The following is a 17,365-nucleotide window of genomic DNA, read 5'->3' on the forward strand; positions in this document are numbered from 1 at the left end:
ATTTTGTAGAAGTGTTGTATATCTTAATTTATTTAACAAAAAAAGATCATGCAAATTTGCATGATCTTTTTAGATGACCCGTACGGGATTCGAACCCGTGTTACCGCCGTGAAAGGGCGGTGTCTTAACCACTTGACCAACGGGCCGTTAAATTAAATATAGCGGCGGAGGGGATCGAACCCCCGACCTCACGGGTATGAACCGTACGCTCTAGCCAGCTGAGCTACACCGCCATGTCGTCTTATTTAACGGACAATTAGTATCTTACATCAGATACTGATTAAAGTCAACACATCTCAAAAACTTTTTTGAAAATATTTTTTACATATAAAAAAGCACCCTGAGCCATCACTCTGGGTACCTCTCTATATGTTAAAAACTAAACGTCCTTATTATCCGCGACGCGCGCCACGGCCACCACGTTTAGACTCTGTGTTACGCTTTAAAGAAGTTAAACGATCTTCGCTATCTTTTAAGAAGCGTGCCATCTTTTGCTCAAATGTTTCTTTCGGAGCTCGGTCGTTACCGCCACCGCGATTATCTCTGTTGAAAGAGCGATTATTACGTTGTGGACGTCCAGAACGTTGTTGATCACCACCGCGTTGGTATTCACCACGTGGACGATCTCCTTCTGTTTTTTCACGTTCTTTCGCTTTTTTGATAGATAAACCAATCTTTCCATCTTTTTCAACATTAATAACTTTTACTTCTACTTGGTCGCCCACTTTTAAGTGATCGTTAATATCTTTTACATAGTTATCAGCAACTTCACTAATATGAACAAGACCCGTTAAGCCCTCTGGCAGCTCCACAAAAGCCCCAAAATTTGTAATACCTGTTACTTTACCCTGTAACTTGCTGCCTACCTCGATTGACATAAAAAAAATGCTCCTCCTTAGTGGTTAAAAAGTCAAATTTTACTTTATTATATATAATCCTAAAATATAGTGTCAATAAGACATACTCTACTTAGAAACAGGAAAAATTATCTCCCCTTTACCAGAGAAGAAATAATCCCTTCTAGCAATCTTTAATACGTACTCTTCATCATTTAACTTTTGAACTTCGTCTTTTAGACTTTTTTCTTTATTCGTTAATGAATCCAGTTCTTTTTTCATGTCCTTAACTTTTGCTTCTTTTGCTTTAATGGAACTGTTTTGTTGATAAAACGTTACACTAATACTCGCAATAATTGTAAAAGTAAAGACAAGAAAAACCGCTAAACGGCGATAAAGTCGCTTCCTGTTCTCATCCGTTTGTATTATATGCTCTTTAACAGGATTTGGACTCTGTTTTTCGATTGTTCTTTGTCTCAGTTCCCTCATTTCCGAGGTCCCCCTAACTTCTTTTTTATATGCTCCCATAGTTGGAAGATATGTCCCTTCAATTTTGCTATATATTGCAGGAACCCTATATGTTTCACTATAAAAAGTTTAACACGATTAGGGAGAAGTTTCCATATGAGCGAAGCAATAAATCGAACAGGCCAGAAAAAAACTTTCCATATGAAAAGTAATATCCAAATCACCATTTTCCATAACACATGTCCAATTGAAAGCAGTATACGAAATAAGAATAATATAAATGCAATAAATAGCTGCGCTATAATAATAACAGGTTTTATCATGAGTAGCTGTATAATTCGAACAAAAAAATATGTTGTTTGCATAAAAATATAGATGAGAAAATTTAACAGCTTCATGTATAGTGCCTTCAATAAGCTTTGATATGCCGCAAAACCACATAATAATGCCAAAAACACATATATACGTAGCTCAGCTTCATTTACGAGAAGCAATACATAAAAGACGAATAATGCTTGGACAATCCAAAATAATATATCATGTATAAATACAAGCCAACGTTTACGTTCTTGGCGCTTTAAAAAACGTTGATATGTATCTAAAGACGCTCCAATCCAAGCACCCATTCCAATCATTGAAAGCATTGTATACAACTGAATTGTTAAGCTCATTTAAACAACTTACTAAAGAAACCTTTAGTTTTTTCCCCTTGATTTTCATCAATATACAGCATCTCATTAACTTTCCCTTTAATCGACACAATACCTTTTTCCACATCTAAATTTTTCATTTGTAAATTTTGACCACGAATCGTTAAAAAACCCATTACGGTCTCTAGTAAAAACTCTTCGCTATCAAAACTCTCTACCTGCTTCACACCGGTAATATCAATTATACGCCTGCCACGCATAATAATGTCATGCTCTACAGAAACATTTTGTTGATTAGAAGACGTAGGTGAGTAACCATTATTCACGTAAATCCCCCCATAGGTTTTTACTAGCTAATAGTAATGTATGAGGGGATAAATGATTTTAGAACAAGCCTTCTTCCGCTTTTACTTTTTCTTCACGAACTAAGCTATACATATTTGCTGCATCTTCTTTTTTAGTTGTTTCTTTTAATTCATTTATTTTCACAGTCACTATTTTTTGACCAAAACGAATTGTTAATTCATCAGCTACTTTCACATCAGAACTCGCTTTTGCCACTTGACCATTAATAGATATTCTTCCTTGATCAGCTACTTCTTTCGCTAATGTTCTTCTTTTAATTAAACGTGATACTTTTAAAAACTTATCTAGACGCATATCAAATCCCCCTATTAACGCTCTGTTTGTTTCGCTTCTTCCCATAAAACATCTAACTGTTCTAATGATAAATCTTTCATCTCTTTATTCATTTCAGCTACTTTTGCCTCCATGTATAAAAAACGACCAGTAAATTTCTCATTAGTTGAACGTAACGCCTCTTCTGGATCTATTTTGTAATGACGAGCTATATTAACAAATGCAAATAGTAAATCACCAAACTCACCCAGCATCTTTTCCTCATCCATATTTGTAACCTCTTGTTGGAACTCTTGCCATTCTTCCAAAGCTTTCTCTATCATCGGTTGCACATCAACCCAATCAAATCCAACCTTACCAGCTTTCTTCTGAATTTCATAGGCGCGTAGTAACTGTGGCAAACTTTTGGGAACGCCATTTAAAACAGATTCTTTCACGAATCCTTTTTCTTGTTTTTTAATTTCTTCCCAATTTGCAATCACTTCATCAGCGCTGTTTACATCCGTATTTCCAAACACATGCGGATGGCGACGAACCATTTTCTCAGATAGAGTTCGAATGATATCATCTATAGAGAACCAACCTTCATCTTCTCCGATTTGAGCATGAAGCATAACTTGTAATAATATATCTCCTAATTCTTCTACTAAGTGATCATCATCCTCTTCATCGATTGCTTCCAACACTTCATAAGCTTCCTCAATTAAATATTTCTTTAATGATTGATGTGTTTGCTTTTTATCCCACGGACAACCATTTGGACCACGAAGTTCCGCAATAATTTCTCTAAGAACATCAAACTGTTGATACAAGGACGCACGCTCCTGAACTGGCGGCACGTACACACTCGTTAAATTATTCAATTCCGTTTCATGATCTAACATGTACAACGGTACCTTCTTTACTTGTTCAAATGAAGTTCCTGCAGCTGTTACGATATACACTTCATAATCATCTGGTAACATCTCCATTAATGTTAATTTCACATCAGATGCAACGAATGCATCATATACTTGGCAAAAGATTAAATGTTGACGCAGTTCTAATTGCCCTCTTTCAAATGATGTAGCATCAAGTAATTGGAATCCTTCAATCGGATCAATCTTTAGACTTGCAAACATAGGATCAAGGAAACTTTGTCCACCCTCAATTCGCACTTCAACATTTGAAACTTCTCCTTTTTCTAACAGCAGCTGAACTGTTCTTTCTGCTACAAGTGGATGCCCGGGAACAGCATAGATAATTTCTGTACCTTCAGCTTGTTTTAGCAATTTATTCGCAATTGTTTCATATACAATTTCAAACGTATCATGTGCTTCATATACAGCATCAAAAGACGTATATTGTACGCCTTCTTTCTCCAATTCTTCTATAACTGGATGTTCTTTCGTTCTAACAAACAGATGGTCTGCTTCTTTTATTTTTCGATATACACCCATCGTTAGCTGATCTAATTCACCAGCTCCTAAACCTAAAATAGTAATGATTCCACTCACAACCAGTCACCTCTATCCACTCTTCTTCAATGAACCTTCTTTTTTCTCTTGTTTCATAACGGTTCCTAATTCTTTTTTTGTAAATACACGTAATTTCAAAATAAAAAACATATATGTCAATCCGCCGATGGCTACACCTAACAACGCTTCAAGCGTCGCGCTTCCTCTATGTTCCGTATTAATTACTAATCCAGACATCTGTAACACACGTGTGAACACCATTAATACAAATCCCATACAAATACCACTAATTACTATCCCTAACATATTTCGCTTATTGATAAGTGACCCTGATACAGCTCTCGTAAGCAACAAACTATTTAATCCAGAGATTATAATTAACGCACATAAAGTCGCAAAAGCTGCACCTTTCACACCAAAATAAGGCATGAATATATAATTTAACGCTAACTTTAAGCAACCTCCAAATACAACAAATAATGCTGGCTTAAACGTTTGCCCTAATCCTTGTAAAATAGAAGCTGTCGTAATTGACAATGAACTAAATAAAATAGATAACGATAAAATAGATAAAACATCTGATCCATCACTGTTTTCAAACAACATAATATTGGTAGGTTGAATAATACAAGTTAGTCCAATAGCTGCTGCAAGTCCAATAACAAATGTTATTTTCATTGCTAACTTTACCTTTTCTTGAATAAAGGAAAGATCTCCTCTTTCCTTCGCCGCTGTAATAATCGGAATAAGTGACAACGAGAAAGAAGTCGTCACAACAGTACCTAATTGCATTAGCGGAATACTTCTATCATAAACACCCTTTAATACCTTTGCATTTTCAGCCTGTTCTCCCGCACCAATAAGTAAGCTGTAAAAGGACACTGAATCAGCCATCTGTATAAAAATAAGCACTAAATTACTAACACAAATCGCTAACCCCTGCCAAAAAAGGATTTTAACTATCTTCCTTTTACCCTTAATTCTCGCTGCACTTTTGAAGAATATAGAACGAAAATCTTGACGCATATACAATATAAGTACAATAATCCCAATAAGTCCACCCGCAATTGAGCCTAACATAGCCCCTGCACCAACTGTATATAAATCAAATCCGTGAGCAATTAGGAATAGCGATAAAAACACAATAATAGAAACTCGAATTGTTTGTTCTATTACTTGCGAAACAGCCGTTGGCATCATATTATTAAATCCTTGAAAATACCCTCTTGCTACAGACAAAAATGGCATCAATAAGAATGAAAATGAAATAACACGTAGTAACTTATCTAAGTGTATATCGCCCATAGCTGCCGCAATTGTTTCGGCCCCAAAAAACAATGTAAAGAAGCCTATAAAACCAATTCCTAATAAGAACCAAAAAGATACACAAATAATTTCTTCTGCTTCTTTTTGTTTTCCCCGCTCTAGTCGTTCTGCAACCATTTTCGAAATGATAACAGGAAATCCATAAGTAGCTAAAATTAAACAAAATCCATAAAACGGGTAAATTTGTTGGTAAATATAAAACCCAATATCCCCCGCTATATTTTGATATGGAATACGGTAAAAAGCGCTTAATACTTTTGTAACAAAACTTGCAATCGTTAATATAATAGCCCCACGCCAAAAGGCTTGATACTTCTTCGCTTCCATACAAGAAAACTCCTTTTTCTATTCTCACCTCTCGTATTATATCATAAAGAAAAGAACAAACTCCCTTACCAACACGGGTAATAATGAGTTCCTACATGTTAAAAATATTCAACGAAAAAAGGTAGCAAAGTGCTACCTTCATTCAATATACATATATCTCCAAATAATTGATTTCTCAAAAAGAAAGATCATAATTAGGAAAGATTGCTACTTCTAAAATCAATATACCCTTACTGTTCCATTTGTTTCGCTAAGAAACTGGCAGCAGTATTAACCGCTTTATGCTCGATCTCGCTTATAATGGCTTCTTTTGAGAAAATAATGACGGCTCCAATCGGATCTCCGTTTGCAACAATCGGTCCAACTGTATAAGAATGAACCTTTTCTGTTACACCATCAATAATGGAAATATCACTTTCATCCGTCATAATAACAGACTTTCGTTCTTCCATCGTTTTTTCAATTAGATCGCCAACACTTTTATTTAAGTATTCTTTTTTCGATACGCCTGATACTGCGATGATAGAATCTCGATCACACACAAGCACATTATGTCCTAAGCTGTCATATAAAGCATCAGCATATTCTTTTGCAAAATCACCTAGCTCACTAATTGGAGAATACTTCTTTAAAATTACCTCTCCATCGCGATCAACAAATATTTCTAGTGGGTCTCCTTCTCGAATACGTAAGGTTCTACGAATTTCCTTCGGGATTACTACCCTGCCTAAATCATCAATTCGACGTACGATTCCAGTTGCTTTCATTCTAATGCTGCCTCACTTTCTACTGATGATCAAAGTGGTGAATTTACCTGTTCATGTAAAAATCACCAACTGTTAGACATAGTATTTTACACATTAGTTCTTCTATGCACGTCGAATTGTATTTTTTTATCTTATTTTAGGCATTTATTACTTCTTTTTTTACGTCTGGTAAGCCTTTTAATAAATTTTCAGCAATTGTTAACCACTTCGATGTCTCTAAGCCATTTGTTTTCATAACAATTTTCAATTGTGATCCTTCCATTCCTAAACCGATCATACGTCCAAAACTATTTCCGAGCATGAATAATTTTCCACCATCAATATTTTGGCTTGCTTGTTCAGAAAACAGGAATGTTACTTCAAATTTATTCTGCTTAATTAATTCAATTTGTTCTTTCATTGCCAACACTTTAATATTTGCAATTTGTAATAAATAACCAACTTCTTGTGGATAATCGCCAAATCTATCGATCATTTCTTCCTGCAATTCTTCAATATCCTCAATTGCAGAAACACCTCTAAATTGTTTATACATCATAATTTTTTGCTTACTATCTGAAATATAAGCATCTGGTAGATATGCATCTACCTCTAAGTCAATTTCAACATTAACTATATTTTCAGCCCCATCTGTTCCTCTACGCTGTTCAATTGCATCTTTTAACATTTGAGAATATAAATCAAATCCGACAGAATCAATAAATCCATGCTGTTCTGCCCCTAACAAATTACCTGCTCCACGAATAGATAAATCTCTCATAGCAATTTTGAAACCAGATCCAAGTTCCGTGAACTCTTTAATTGCTTGTAGACGCTTCTCTGCAACCTCTGACAGCACTTTGTCACGTTTATATGCAAAGTATGCATATGCAACACGATTAGAACGTCCAACACGCCCACGAAGCTGATACAACTGTGATAATCCCATACGATCTGCATCAAATACAATTAACGTATTTACATTCGGAATATCTACACCCGTCTCAATAATTGTTGTACTTACAAGAACATCATGCTGTCCTTCTAAAAATGATAGCATAACAGACTCTAATTCGCTTTCGTTCATTTTCCCATGTGCGTACGTTACGCGGGCATCTGGAACTAACATCGAAATTTCATCCGCTTTTCTTTCAATATCCTCTACACGGTTATATAGGAAGTAAACTTGACCACCTCTTGCAAGCTCTCGCTCTATCGCCTCTCGTATTAATGCTGGATTATACTCTACTACATACGTTTGGACTGGGAAACGATTTTCTGGTGGTGTCTCAATAACAGATAAGTCGCGCACACCAAGCATAGACATATGAAGCGTCCGCGGAATCGGAGTTGCCGTTAATGTTAATACGTCAACATTCGCCTTCAATTGTTTAATTTTTTCTTTATGTGTTACACCAAATCTTTGTTCTTCATCAATAATAAGAAGCCCTAAATCTTTATACGTAACATCTTTAGATAAAATACGATGTGTTCCGATTACAATATCTACTGTTCCATCCTTTAAGCCCTTAATTGTTTCATTTTGTTGTTTTCTCGTACGGAATCTACTTAATAAGCCTATATTGATCGGATAATCTTGAAAACGCTCTCGAATTGTTTCATAGTGTTGCTGCGCAAGAATCGTTGTCGGTACTAAAATTGCAACTTGTTTTTCATCCATAATTGCTTTAAATGCCGCACGAATAGCCACTTCAGTCTTTCCATATCCTACGTCACCACAAAGGAGCCTATCCATTGGGCGTCCGCGTTCCATATCTTTTTTAATCTCGTCAATAGAACGTAACTGATCCTCTGTCTCTTGATACGGGAAAGATGATTCGAACTCTTGTTGTTCTGCCGTATCTGGCGTATATGCATAGCCTTTTGAAGCTTCGCGCTCAGCATATAGTTTAATTAGGTCATCCGCAATGTCTTGTACAGATTTTTCAACTTTCGTTTTAACCTTCTTCCAATCATTACCACCTAATTTATAAACTTTCGGATCCTTACCTTCAGATCCTACATATTTTTGAACTTGATCAATTTGTTCAATTGGAACGTATAGCTTATCATTACCTTGATATTTAATATTTAAATAATCTTTATGAACACCATTAATCTCTAATGTCTCAATACCTAAAAATTTACCTATACCATGATTTACATGAACTACATAATCTCCAACTTTTAATTCCGAATAACTTTTAATACGTTCAGCATTCGATAACTTTTGTTTACGTTGTGATTTTTTAACTTTCTTATGAAAAAGCTCCTTTTCAGTAATGACAACAAGCTTTTGCATCGGCATTTCAAAACCTGCATGTAAATCACCTACAGCAATTTGTAACCTTCCAGGCAATAAAATATCTGTACCTTCTACAATATCTGCCTCAATATCATAATCACTTAAAATATGTTGTAATTTTTTCACACGTTCATCATCTGTTCCAAGTACAACAGTCGTAAAATGCCCTTCATTCCATCTATCAATTTCTGTTTTTAACAAATTCATCTGTCCATGGAAATCTTGCATTGTTTTACATGTTACATTAACAATATTTTGCGGATGTGTGTGTGCGATATGACGCAAGAATAACGTTAAATATACAAAACTTCTTTTTTTATGATGAAGAAACCCCTCGAATGGGTGAGAGAAAGATAAATCTTGAATAATTGTTCCTTCACCAAGAAGTGATATATACCATTCCGCCTCTTCTGTTTCAAGATGCGATGCTGTTTCTTGAATACGGGAAATCTCGTCTAAAATTACAACACCGTCTTCTGGTAAATAATCTATCAGACTAGCAGGTTCTTTATAGAAAATAGATAAGTATTTAAACATCTGTTCTATACTTTGCCCGTTTTTCAACATCTCAATTTCATGACTTACCGTCTCAAGCACTGTAGTCTTTAGTTTATCATCAGAAAGTTTTTGCATCGTCTTAGTCAAACCTTCTTCAAGATGCTGAATTCCTGATTTTAATTCTTCCTGTGAAAATAAAAACTCTGTTGCTGGACCAAACCTAACGCTTTCTTTTTTACCTTGAGAACGCTGTTCATCCACATCAAATAATCGAATAGAATCGACTTCTGTATCAAAGAATTCAATACGAAATGGTAGTTCTTCAGTTAAAGGATAAATATCTAATATTCCCCCACGCAAACTGAACTCCCCTGGAGCTTCTACCATCGACTTACGTTCATAGCCAATATGATGTAAAGTATGCAAGAGCGCATCTAAATCAATCTCTTGCCCTAGATTGATTTCAACTTGCTTTTGCTTCCACAATTCTTTTATTGGTAAAAATCTACGCAATCCTGCCACTGGCGCTACAATGATTCCATTCTCTCCCGCAGCCAAGCGATTTAACACTTCTATACGTTGCGCCTTCAATTCTGGACTTGCAACTCCAATTTCCGATGCTATCAGTTCATTCACTGGATATAACCACACATCTTTTTCACCAAGTAACGCCACTAAATCTTCATGTACTTTTTGTGCTTGGTATAAGTTATGCGTCACGATTAATTGTGATTTTTTTGTTTTTTTATATAAAGCCGCCATTAATAATGAACGAGAAGACGTTGCCATCCCTGATATAAGTTGTTCTTTTAACCCATCTTCTAATCCATTAATAACCGATTGTATCTCTTCATTTTTATAAAATTGCTCTAATAAACCTATCATTTTTAAAACTCCTCTCAACATAAAGAGCAAGTCATTCTATTTTATGCAAATATTTCGGAAAAGGAAAACAGAAAAATGCTTTGGACATGCCAAAGCGACAACATTTTATTGCAGAAATTTTTCATACTCATAATACTCAGGATAAGATGCGAGCGTTTCTTGACACGATTCACAAATCGTTTTTATATATATATTTCCATTCTCATGAAAATGAATCATTTCTACTACTTCTTGCTCTGTTAGTTGAAATAAAACGTCGCTATATACTTTTTCTGCGTTAATGGAGCCTACATTACCTCCGCAGTGTCTGCAATAATAATACCCTTCCATACTAGCCTCCTAAAAATTCAATTACTACTAGTATGGGTAAAACAAAAGAGAAATATTCCCAATCTCATTTTTAACTATTGAAAGTATTCATGATTTGGAGAAAAGGCTTATTTAGCCACTCTTCACATGCATCCGCTGCTTTTTCAATAGAATGGTTAACATCCGGAATCTCTTCAGATGTAAAGCGTCCTAATACATAATCGACTACCTTCATTCCATTTTTCGGGCGATCGATTCCCATACGGATACGTTGAAATTCTTGTGTTCCTAGGTGCGAAATCGTTGACTTTACACCATTATGTCCACCAGCACTACCTTTCATGCGAAGACGCAATTTACCTACAGGAATGTCCAAATCGTCGTACATAACAACGAAGTCCTCAACATCAATTTTATAATAATCCATGAGTGGACGAATACTTTCCCCAGATAAGTTCATGTATGTTAGCGGCTTTAATAAGATTACCTTTTCTCCATTAACAAACCCTGCACCAAATACACCTTTAAATTTTTGTTCATTCAAAGAAATGTTCCAACGCTTCGCAAGTTCATCAATGGCCATAAATCCAATATTATGCCTTGTTAATTCATATTCTCTACCTGGGTTCCCAAGTCCTACTATCAATTTCATTCTTGTACCACTACTTTCTTTTTTCGATACGAAAAGACGTAACCAATTTTGGTTACGTCTCATTCTATCCAATTAATTGAATAATACACTCACAGATTCTTCTTCGTATACACGAATGATTGCTTCTCCGATTAATGGAGCAACTGAAAGTTCATGTACTTTGTCGATTTTCTTCTCTTCTGGTAATACGATAGAGTTCGTTACAACTAACTCTTTAATATTTGAATTTTGAATACGCTCAATTGCTGGACCAGATAATACTGGGTGTGTACAGCAAGCATATACTTCAGAAGCACCGTTCTCAACAAGAGCGTTTGCTGCTAATGTAATTGTACCAGCTGTATCAATGATGTCATCAATTAAAATCGCTGTTTTACCTTCAATATTACCGATAATGTTCATTACCTCTGATACATTCGGGCGAGGACGACGCTTATCAATAATAGCGATTGGCGCTTTTAGACGATCTGCCATTTTTCTTGCACGAGTTACACCACCATGGTCAGGAGACACGATTACGATATCTTTAAGACCTTTTGTTTCAAAGTAATCTGAAAGAATCGGTACACCCATTAAGTGGTCGATTGGGATATCAAAGAACCCTTGAATTTGTGGAGCATGTAAATCTAGAGTGATTACACGAGTTGCACCTGCTGTTTCAAGCAAGTTTGCTACAAGTTTCGATGTAATTGGTTCACGAGAACGCGCTTTACGGTCTTGACGCGCATAACCATAGTAAGGAATAACAATATTAATTGTTTTCGCAGATGCACGTTTTAATGCATCAATCATAATAAGTAATTCCATGATATGTTCGTTTACTGGGAAGCTTGTAGATTGAATAATGAATACATCGCAACCACGGATACTTTCTTCAATGTTAATTTGAACTTCTCCATCACTAAAACGATCAACAGAACATTTTCCTAGCCCTACTCCAATATGCTTTGCAATCTGCTCAGCAAGTTCCTTATTAGAGTTTAAAGAGAATACTTTCAAATTAGAATTTAGATATTGAGTCGACATCTAGATTAACCCTCCACATTATGATTTTTTCTTATTCAGCAATTGATCAACATAGTCTTCTTTGTTAACTTGACGTGCACGTGCTACCGATAATGCTTTTGATGGAACATTCTCTGTAATTGTAGAGCCTGCTGCCACATAAGCACCATCTTCAACTGTTACTGGAGCAACAAGGTTTGAATTACATCCAATAAATACCCCATTACCAATCACAGTTTTGAATTTATTCTTACCGTCATAGTTCACCGTAATTGAACCACAACCAAGATTCACGTCTTCTCCAACTTGTGCATCCCCGATATAACTCAAGTGTGAAGCTTTACTTCTATTACCAAAGACAGTTTTTTTGATTTCCACGAAGTTTCCAACGCGTACTTCGTCTCCAATAACTGAATCTGGGCGAATATGTGCAAATGGACCAACCGATACTTCTGTACCAAGCTTACTATCATGTACAGTAGATTGTCGAATTGTCGTACGATCTCCAATTTCACTATCGCGAATTACTGTATGCGGTCCAATTTCACAATCAGAGCCAATTACAGTGTTCCCCTCAATAATTGTTCCTGGATGAAGAACTGTATCACTACCGATAACTGCATCAGCAGAAATATAAGTGTTACTTGGATCAATAATTGTAACACCGTTTACCATGTTCTTTCGGTTGATACGGTTTTTCATAATAATTTCCGCTTGCGATAGAGCGACTCTGTCGTTAACACCTAACGTTTCGTCGAACTGCTCTGTTTGATAAGCTGATACGATATGACCTTCATTTTTTAAAATCTCAATAACATCTGGAAGGTAATATTCACCTTGCACGTTATCATTTGAAACTTTAGAAAGTGAAGCAAATAAAGCCTTATTATCAAAACAATACGTACCTGTATTGATTTCTTTAATAGCTAATTCTTTCTCATTTGCATCTTTATGCTCAACAATCTTTTCAACATGACCATTCTCATTACGAACAATACGGCCATATCCAGCAGGCTCTTCTATGTATGCTGTTAGCACCGTCGCCATTGCTCCTGCTTCTTTATGTTGCTGAAGTAATGCTTCCATTGTTTCAGCAGTTATTAGAGGCGTATCACCACAAATAACTAAAGTTGTTCCTTCTTCATTTGCAAGTACACTTGCAGCTTGATCTACAGCATGTGCTGTACCAAGTTGTTCTGCTTGTAATGCAAATTCACTTACGTTCCCTAGCTGTTCTTGTACCATTTCAGCACCATGTCCAACAACCGTTACAAGTTTCTGCAATCCTAATTGAGATACTTGATCGACTACGTGTTGTACCATAGGTTTTCCACATACAGGATGCAGCACTTTGTATAGCTTAGACTTCATACGTGTGCCTTTACCTGCAGCTAGAATCACTGCAAATCTGTTTGACATATAGACCCTCCATCGCAACCTATTTATCCATTAAAGATATTATCCTAAATCATCATATATTTCAAGAAACACATTTTAACTATTAAATTTTACCATAATTCTTATAAGATGTTTTACTCTTTAGTATCTTTTTTAAGAAATAAGCTATACTATTTAAAATGATTTTGAAAAAATTAGTAGTTTCTTCTTTTTATGTTAATAAATTATGCAGTTTCCAAATATAAAGCAAAAAAAACAAACTCCTGTAAATGCTTACAGGAGTTTGCTACAAAATTATAAGGCTTTTTGTCAAAAGCCCTTTTCATTCGAATTTTACGAAGCACCTGCTTCTTCAAACTCAACCTCTTCTAACTCGCCTAAACGATGATACTCTGTTAAAACCGCATCTTGAATTTTAGAGCGTGTACCAGAATTAATTGGATGTGCAATGTCACGGAACTCTCCATCTGGAGTACGTTTACTTGGCATTGCTACAAATAATCCATTATTACCATCAATTACACGAATATCATGAACAACAAATTCATGGTCTAGAGTAATAGAGGCAATTGCTCTCATGCGGCCTTCTGTGTTTACGCGGCGTAATCTTACGTCAGTCACTTCCATCTTGTGTTCACCACCCTTTTCTAAATAAGCGATATATTTGTATAAATTCCACAAATTTTCTATTTTCCCTTTAATTTTTTAAAAATTTTTAAGATAAAAATTTTTAAAGTAGTTGAATATAGAGATTAGTGGAGGTTATCGCTTACAAAAGGTTACTTAACTAGGGCGATTACTTCAATTTCAACGGAAACATCTTTCGGTAATTTTGCTACTTGCACACAAGATCGAGCTGGTTTATGAGTAGAGAAATAAGAGCTATACACTTCATTCACAGCATTAAAATCATCCATGTCCTTTAAAAATACTGTTGTTTTTACGACTGTATCAAATGAAGCACCTGCTTCCTCTAATACCGCTTGTAAATTTTGAAATACTTGTTCTGTTTGTACTGTTACATCTCCTGTTACAAGCTCCCCATTTGCCGTCAATGGAATTTGTCCTGAGCTATAGAACATGTTATTTACAATAATCCCCTGTGAATAAGGTCCAATTGCTTGTGGTGCCTTGCTTGTTTGAACAACTTTCATACTTTTCACCCTTTTATTATTTATTTTACTCTTTAAAAATAGTGTACGAAAGGCAGTTTGTCCACCTATTTTATAATCTATAAATAAAATAAAAAAAGATAGAGCTATCTGCTCTATCTTTTATTCCGCCTCTACAAGCCCTTCATCAAATGGCGCAAGAGAATAATTCCCTTTTTCCACTTGAATCGTTTTTTCTTTCACATCAACTTCCGATAGACGAATTAATGATACAAAATTATTAATTAGTCGTTCTTCAATATCTGTGGATTCTACTAATACACCAATACCAACAACATTAGCCTTGAACTCTTCTAACATACTCATCATACCTTGAATTGTTCCGCCAGCTTTCATGAAGTCATCAATAATTAAAACATTCGACCCTTCTGGAAGACTGCGTTTTGCTAACGTCATTGTTTGAATTCGTTTAGAAGAACCCGACACATAGTTAATACTAACAGTCGGACCTTCTGTTACCTTATTATCTTTCCTTGCAATTACAACTGGTACATCTAAGTAATTTGCCACTGCATAAGCAAGTGGAATCCCTTTCGTTGCCACCGTCATAACTGCATCAATTGGTTGCCTAGCAAAAACAGAAGCAAACAAACGACCTGCGCCATTAATATGGCGAGGATTACTCAATAAATCTGTCATGTATAAGTAACCGCCAGGCAAAATACGATCTGGGTTTTCAAATAAGCCACAAAGCTCATCAATAATTAGATCTGCCTCTTCTTCACTTATATACGGTATATATTTCACTCCTCCTGCTGCTCCTGGTATCGTTTGCAATGTGCCGACCCCTTGTTGTTCAAACGTTTGCTTAATAATAACTAAATCTTCACTAATGGAAGACTTAGCCGATTGATACCTTTCAGCAAAAAAAGTGAGAGATACTAGCTGACGAGGGTTTTGTAGCAAGTAATAAGTCATATCGACTAACCTTGTACTTCTTCTAATTTTCATACTCTCACCTCAAATCACGAATATTCTAAACAAATCATAACGTATTATACGTCTTTATTCAAGCGTTTCTCGCTCTCCTAATAAACGTACCGCATAGACTTGTTCACAAAATCCTTTTAATCCGTTATAAATGCGATGCATTCGTGAATCATGGTGTACAAGTCCGAATACAGTTGGACCACTTCCACTCATTAATACAGCATCCGCTCCAAATCGCTTCATCTGTGATTTAATACGGGCAACTTCAGGATGCATTCCAAATGTTACATCTTCTAAAACGTTACCAACAGTATCACAAATTCCTTTATAATCACCAGAATTTATGACATCAACCATTTTATCTACATTTGGATGTGTAACTCGATTTAACTTTAAATTTCCATACACATCAGCAGTAGATACACCTATATGTGGTTTCGCTAAAATAACCCAACAAGAAGGTGGAGTCTTTATATGCTCAATTTTCTCTCCTCTTCCAGTGGCAATTGCTGTGCCTCCGTATACACAGAACGATACATCTGATCCAATTTCTGCGCCAAGCTCTGCTAACTCATCAATTGTAAGCCCTAAATTCCATAATTTATTAAGACCACGTAATGTCGCTGCTGCATCACTACTTCCACCTGCTAATCCAGCTGCTACTGGAATCGTTTTTTCAATAGTAATAGATACACCTTTTTTTACATTAAACTTCTCTTTTAATAATTTCGCTGCCTGATAAGCTAAATTTCGTTGGTCGTCTGGGACATACCGATTATGGGATAAAATTTCAATACGGTCTTCTGCTAATTCCGTTAGTTCTAGACGATCTGCTAAATCAATGGTTGTCATAATCATTTTCACTTCATGATATCCGTCTTGTCTTTTTCCCAGTACATCTAACGACAGATTAATCTTTGCTGGTGCTTTCACTAGTAGCTTCAATCTATTCACCCACTCTATGTACTCAATCTTTTATCGTTTATTTTACCATAAATTTATAGTAAGACGATGACACTTCCCTAATTATAACGAAAAGCATTCAGAATGAAACTACTTATGTAAAATGATGGCACCTTTTAGAGTACAAAAAGCCGAGGAATGTCTCCTCGGCTACCGTAGCATAGAAAGTATCTTACAACTACTGGTTTCGTTTCATTAATTGCTGTTCTGCAATTTCTATAGCACGTTTCACCATGTTACCAGCATCTTTCGCACGAATTCCGCCCCATCCTTCTTTCTGAACAACATCATAAAAGCCAAGCTCTTTTGCTAGCTCTTCTTTAAATTGGTTTGACATGACACCTCTTCGTCTACTCAATGCAGAGTCCCTCCTTATTTTGCTACGGTATAGTTAGTATGCAAAATAATATAGCTTTTCATTTATGGGAATATATGTAATGATATACGGATTATAAAATGACCTCATTATGAGGGTCTCCATAAAATGTTAACTCTACTGTCTCTGTTAAAACATCTGCATAACTATAAGATACACGTTGCAACGCATCTTCTTGTTGATCCAATTGTACAACAAAAACGGAACGGTATGTTTCTGCTAGTACACCTGATTGCTCCACAGTTTTTCTTCTTCCACTATTTGCTTTTAACATAAGTCGTTGTCCAAGATGGTGATCTAATTCGCTTTTAATTTCATCTAAACGTTTTGACATATACTTCGCTACACCTCGCTGTAATTTAGATTGAACACTTAAAGCACGATATATCTATCCTAATTATTAACCGCGATTCACAGCTAATA

At 35.7% G+C, this 17,365-nt stretch carries 19 protein-coding genes and 2 tRNA genes; all 21 read right to left on the reverse strand.

Going from position 1 to position 17,365, the window contains the following annotated elements; all coding sequences use genetic code 11:
• Window positions 1–74: 74 nt before the first annotated feature.
• Window positions 75–146 (reverse strand) — tRNA-Glu (locus tag HMAS_RS26970).
• 13 nt (window positions 147–159) lie between these two features.
• A tRNA-Met gene (locus HMAS_RS26975) sits at window positions 160–233 on the reverse strand.
• 159 nt (window positions 234–392) lie between these two features.
• On the reverse strand, window positions 393–878 hold the full coding sequence (locus HMAS_RS26980) for a S1 domain-containing RNA-binding protein (protein WP_000021451.1): 486 nt from the start codon (window positions 876–878) through the stop codon (window positions 393–395).
• A gap of 87 nt (window positions 879–965) precedes the next feature.
• The gene (divIC, locus tag HMAS_RS26985; RefSeq protein WP_001208739.1) at window positions 966–1,325 is read right to left on the reverse strand and encodes a cell division protein DivIC; all 360 of its coding nucleotides are present in this window, start codon (window positions 1,323–1,325) and stop codon (window positions 966–968) included.
• Complete coding sequence (yabQ, locus tag HMAS_RS26990) at window positions 1,322–1,975, reverse strand: spore cortex biosynthesis protein YabQ (protein WP_000059772.1); 654 nt, start codon at window positions 1,973–1,975, stop codon at window positions 1,322–1,324. The genes divIC and yabQ overlap by 4 nt, the downstream gene beginning before the upstream one ends.
• Window positions 1,972–2,280, reverse strand: coding sequence for a sporulation protein YabP (gene yabP, locus HMAS_RS26995; RefSeq protein WP_001059104.1), 309 nt, complete (start codon window positions 2,278–2,280; stop codon window positions 1,972–1,974). Before yabP ends, yabQ begins: the two co-directional genes overlap by 4 nt.
• A 58-nt stretch (window positions 2,281–2,338) precedes the next feature.
• Entirely contained in the window at window positions 2,339–2,614 is a 276-nt protein-coding gene (locus tag HMAS_RS27000; protein ID WP_001234876.1) for an RNA-binding S4 domain-containing protein, read from the reverse strand.
• Window positions 2,615–2,628: 14 nt separating this feature from the next.
• Complete coding sequence (gene mazG / locus HMAS_RS27005) at window positions 2,629–4,089, reverse strand: nucleoside triphosphate pyrophosphohydrolase (protein WP_025710359.1); 1,461 nt, start codon at window positions 4,087–4,089, stop codon at window positions 2,629–2,631.
• 12 nt (window positions 4,090–4,101) lie between these two features.
• Window positions 4,102–5,703: a putative polysaccharide biosynthesis protein gene (locus tag HMAS_RS27010; RefSeq protein ID WP_000387579.1), complete on the reverse strand. Its 1,602-nt coding sequence runs from the start codon at window positions 5,701–5,703 to the stop codon at window positions 4,102–4,104.
• Between the two features lie 230 nt (window positions 5,704–5,933).
• On the reverse strand, window positions 5,934–6,470 hold the full coding sequence (spoVT, locus tag HMAS_RS27015) for a stage V sporulation protein T (protein WP_000648302.1): 537 nt from the start codon (window positions 6,468–6,470) through the stop codon (window positions 5,934–5,936).
• 136 nt (window positions 6,471–6,606) lie between these two features.
• Window positions 6,607–10,137 carry a transcription-repair coupling factor gene (gene mfd, locus HMAS_RS27020; protein ID WP_000579686.1) on the reverse strand — a complete coding sequence of 1,177 codons (3,531 nt, stop codon included), beginning with the start codon at window positions 10,135–10,137 and terminating at the stop codon, window positions 6,607–6,609.
• Between the two features lie 105 nt (window positions 10,138–10,242).
• Window positions 10,243–10,467, reverse strand: coding sequence for an anti-sigma-F factor Fin family protein (locus HMAS_RS27025; RefSeq protein WP_000399438.1), 225 nt, complete (start codon window positions 10,465–10,467; stop codon window positions 10,243–10,245).
• A gap of 70 nt (window positions 10,468–10,537) precedes the next feature.
• Window positions 10,538–11,098: an aminoacyl-tRNA hydrolase gene (gene pth / locus HMAS_RS27030; RefSeq protein WP_000767702.1), complete on the reverse strand. Its 561-nt coding sequence runs from the start codon at window positions 11,096–11,098 to the stop codon at window positions 10,538–10,540.
• Window positions 11,099–11,170: 72 nt separating this feature from the next.
• Entirely contained in the window at window positions 11,171–12,124 is a 954-nt protein-coding gene (locus HMAS_RS27035; protein WP_000107420.1) for a ribose-phosphate diphosphokinase, read from the reverse strand.
• 18 nt (window positions 12,125–12,142) lie between these two features.
• Complete coding sequence (glmU, locus tag HMAS_RS27040; protein WP_000071041.1) at window positions 12,143–13,522, reverse strand: bifunctional UDP-N-acetylglucosamine diphosphorylase/glucosamine-1-phosphate N-acetyltransferase GlmU; 1,380 nt, start codon at window positions 13,520–13,522, stop codon at window positions 12,143–12,145.
• A 312-nt stretch (window positions 13,523–13,834) separates the two neighbouring features.
• Entirely contained in the window at window positions 13,835–14,128 is a 294-nt protein-coding gene (gene spoVG / locus HMAS_RS27045; RefSeq protein WP_000454041.1) for a septation regulator SpoVG, read from the reverse strand.
• 152 nt (window positions 14,129–14,280) lie between these two features.
• Window positions 14,281–14,655, reverse strand: a complete 375-nt coding sequence (locus tag HMAS_RS27050) for a RidA family protein (RefSeq protein ID WP_000869815.1) — start codon at window positions 14,653–14,655, stop codon at window positions 14,281–14,283.
• Window positions 14,656–14,775: 120 nt separating this feature from the next.
• A complete protein-coding gene (gene purR / locus HMAS_RS27055; RefSeq protein ID WP_000702466.1) occupies window positions 14,776–15,624 on the reverse strand; it encodes a pur operon repressor in 849 nt (282 codons plus the stop codon).
• A gap of 54 nt (window positions 15,625–15,678) precedes the next feature.
• Window positions 15,679–16,548 (reverse strand): 4-(cytidine 5'-diphospho)-2-C-methyl-D-erythritol kinase, encoded by an 870-nt coding sequence (ispE, locus tag HMAS_RS27060; RefSeq protein WP_000772104.1) that lies wholly within the window; start codon window positions 16,546–16,548, stop codon window positions 15,679–15,681.
• Between the two features lie 196 nt (window positions 16,549–16,744).
• Window positions 16,745–16,924, reverse strand: coding sequence for an acid-soluble spore protein SspF (gene sspF / locus HMAS_RS27065; protein ID WP_002094215.1), 180 nt, complete (start codon window positions 16,922–16,924; stop codon window positions 16,745–16,747).
• A 91-nt stretch (window positions 16,925–17,015) separates the two neighbouring features.
• Window positions 17,016–17,276 (reverse strand): biofilm formation stimulator Veg, encoded by a 261-nt coding sequence (veg, locus tag HMAS_RS27070; RefSeq protein WP_000044347.1) that lies wholly within the window; start codon window positions 17,274–17,276, stop codon window positions 17,016–17,018.
• Window positions 17,277–17,365: the final 89 nt, after the last annotated feature.

It is taken from the genome of Bacillus sp. HMA207 (genome assembly GCF_003402455.1).
Taxonomy (GTDB): domain Bacteria; phylum Bacillota; class Bacilli; order Bacillales; family Bacillaceae_G; genus Bacillus_A; species Bacillus_A cereus.